General features: G+C 37.8%; 3 protein-coding genes. All 3 read left to right on the top strand.

Annotated elements, in window-relative coordinates; translation table 11 throughout:
• Positions 1-597: tyrosine-type recombinase/integrase (locus CV944_RS16545; protein WP_158236228.1), on the top strand; the 597-nt coding region annotated here is incomplete at its 5' end.
• 14 nt (positions 598-611) lie between these two features.
• Positions 612-1,349, top strand: a complete 738-nt coding sequence (locus CV944_RS16540; protein ID WP_100660146.1) for a hypothetical protein — start codon at positions 612-614, stop codon at positions 1,347-1,349.
• A gap of 266 nt (positions 1,350-1,615) precedes the next feature.
• Positions 1,616-2,086, top strand: a complete 471-nt coding sequence (locus CV944_RS16535; RefSeq protein ID WP_233205208.1) for a hypothetical protein — start codon at positions 1,616-1,618, stop codon at positions 2,084-2,086.
• The last annotated feature ends 973 nt before the right edge of the window (positions 2,087-3,059 follow it).

Below are 3,059 nucleotides of genomic sequence, written 5' to 3'. Positions count from 1 at the left end.
GTCAACATGCGATTCACCTCCTTGTCTATCAATATTCACATCATGGACAGGAAAAGCAAAAAATATTCAGCTCACTTTATGATGTGGCTGAATAGTTACAAATCAATCGAACATCCTGTCATTCACTACTTTGTGATGATGATGGCATACACGGGACTTCGGATTAAAGAATGCATTCAGCTTACGTTGAATGATGTCGACTTAGAAGAAGGATTTGTACAGGTGATCAATGGTAAAGGAGGTAAAAACCGTCGAGTTCCAATGAATCAACAGTTAATTAAAAAAATGAAAGAATACCTTGAATACCATCGCCCAAAAACAGATTCTTTGTACTTCTTTGCACTCAAAAAAACAGGGACTGTAAGCGACCAATACGTTAATCGTTTGTTGAAAGAAGCATGTGTGAAAGCTGGTATAGAAAAGCACGTCACAAGTCACATTCTACGTCACTCGTTTGCTAGTTACTTAGTCAAAAAAGATACCCATGTTGCCGTCATTCAACGGTTGTTAGGACACGCTAGTCTCAAAACTACTTCTGTGTACTTACACGTTCAACAAGATGATTTGCGTGAAGCAGTTGAACAAATCGACTTCTAAAGGAGGAGAAGAAAATGACAGACTTTGACCCAGCTGTGTACGATGATCCTAAAATCAAAGTGACTCTTGAAATGTTAGCTCAGGGAAAAACACGGGAAGAAATAGCTGCACATTTTGGGAATAAAAGCTCTAAATCCATTGACGTGTACTTTTACAGAAAAGGATTTCGCTGGGACGGGAAAACCTACGTTCCCAGAGAGAAAGAAACCATTTCTGCCGTAGATGAAGCTCGATTTGTAAATACCAAGGCAGCCAAAATTGTACGCCAGCTCAGTCAAAAACAAGTAAACATTCGACAGGTAGCCCTTAAAAATGGATTCGCTACGGTAGAGGAAATGGGAGAATACATGAAAGGACAGGGCTACGTCTGGGATAGTGAATTAGAAAACTACAAATACGACGAAAGTTTGGCCCAAAAGCAAAGAAAAAGTCAAGAAACTTTCCAAAAAGCATCTTTGACATTGGATAAGGGATTGGAAAGATACCAGTCCCTTCTTGATTACCTTCTAACTAAACAAGATAAGCTAATTGCCTTGTTAGAAACAGAAAGTAACGGAACTCTACCTCGATACAAATTCAGAGGAGCAAAGGCTAACAAAACGCTAGCATTGCCTACGTCGTTGCAGACATTGTTGAGTGATTTCAGCCAAGAATTCAACGTTACTCAGCGGGACATCATTGAAGTGGCATTAGCTGAGTTTTTCAAAAAGTACGGATACGAAGAACAGCTGAATAGTGTGTTGCAAACTTAGCAGGGAACCTTCCCCTGTTCTTTTTTTCTGTATTAGAAAAATATGGTTGACAATGCGATTCACCAGATGATATCATTAAGTCACAGTAAATGATATCATCTAGTGAAGGGGTTGATTATAAAGCTTTGTATAAAAAATTTGTATTAAGATTGAGCGAAGAGAAGTATCAAAGGTTAGTGAGTATGTCAGGTGAAAAGAGCCTCAATCAATACATCAATGAGGTTCTCGATTCACACATTCTACAAATAGAGGGGAGAAATACTCAAATGGAAAAAGTAGTGATTGGTGAGATGAAGCATAGCGATTTGCGTGAGGCAGTGGTAGTAACTCAACAACCATGGTTTATGGAGATTCTTGATAAATATAACCTCTATTTCTTCTCACCCAACAGAATAGTCTCACCAATGATGTCATTGCTGTTCTACGGGGATTCTGATTGCGACCCACCAAAAAGCATAAGTCGATTCGGCAAAGTTTCTCATATTTATCGATATGTCACAAGAGAAGATCTCGATTCTATTCCAGAAATGCAAGGTATTCTTAATGATCCTCAGTTTGCAGATGAAATATTAAGTTGGGATAAATATCAAATCGCTGTGCTTTCGGAAGTTACGTTACTTCAGAATCCTATTCCCTTGACTGAAGAATACAAAAATCATCCAAGAATAATAGTTAATAGAACGACGACCTTTGCCAAATTATTAAGTGCGAAAAAAATTGACGATTTGTTTAATTAGAAATAATGCAGAACGGGCTTAATACTAAGTCCGTTTTTCTACTTAAGAAATAAAAGATAAGACGGTCGAGAAAGTAATGATGAATGAAGTGAATCTCGAATTAGGAAGAAAACTAAAATCAAGAGTGGGGAGCGGGAGGATGTTCCCCGCTTTCTTTTTCAGTCATAGCAAGGATTTCCCGAACTCCCCGAAATCCCGTTCCAAAACACTCACTCTCAGAAACTAGCTCTCTCACAATCTCTTTTGTATGGAGATAATCTGTTAACCTTTCTGGGGGAGTGGAGGTTGGAAGATTGTTGAGTGTTCCTTTTGTTTATGTCGTTTTATACCGAGTTTCTTCCATTATATATGCTATTGTATTATGTGTGTTACTCATTTATTATTTGTACGATCTTTTTGAGAATAGCTATTTATTTTATTCTTGCTTTTATCGGGTTTAACGGGGTTTTCGGGATTTGAATTTCACTCATTGAAGGTTGCAATTTTATTGCTGTGGGTTCTCACGGTTTTTACGGGAATTTTTATTTTTTTACTCGTTCGTTTTTCACTCATCTTTTCCTAAGCTGTTCAACATTCTAGTCAGCTTTCACTAGGTTTTTACTATGATACTAATTTTTCCAATTAACAGATTCCTTGAATCCGTTGGGTTTTTTGAGATTTGATTTATTTGGAAATTTATGGTTAATTTTAAGCGATTAACCTTAAACAAGTTAAAGTTACATTCAACAAGGATGTAGATGTAACAACTGCTGAAACTGTTGGTAACTATACATTCCCAACTGCTAGCGGTTTAACAGTAACTGCTGCAAAAGCAAACGGTAAAGAAGTTATCTTAACAATTAACGATGCTAACTCACAAGCTGCTCAACAACAAAGTGTGAGTAAAATATTTGTGGGTGACATTCAGGAATGATTCCCCGACGAGGGTTGCGAACTTTTGTTCGCGACGCTCGTCGGGGCCACCAAGCGAAGC

It is taken from the genome of Geobacillus sp. WSUCF-018B (genome assembly GCF_002809985.1).
In the GTDB taxonomy this organism is placed as follows: domain Bacteria; phylum Bacillota; class Bacilli; order Bacillales; family Anoxybacillaceae; genus Geobacillus; species Geobacillus thermophilus.
Note: the sequence above shows the minus strand (reverse complement) of the source record. Positions and strands in the feature narration are given on the sequence as shown.

Bases quoted from the DNA above. Each gene is read 5' to 3' on its own strand.
- CV944_RS16540 (WP_100660146.1), top strand. From the start codon at position 612: ATGACAGACTTTGACCCAGCTGTGTACGATGATCCTAAAATCAAAGTG.
- CV944_RS16535 (WP_233205208.1), top strand. From the start codon at position 1,616: ATGGAAAAAGTAGTGATTGGTGAGATGAAGCATAGCGATTTGCGTGAG.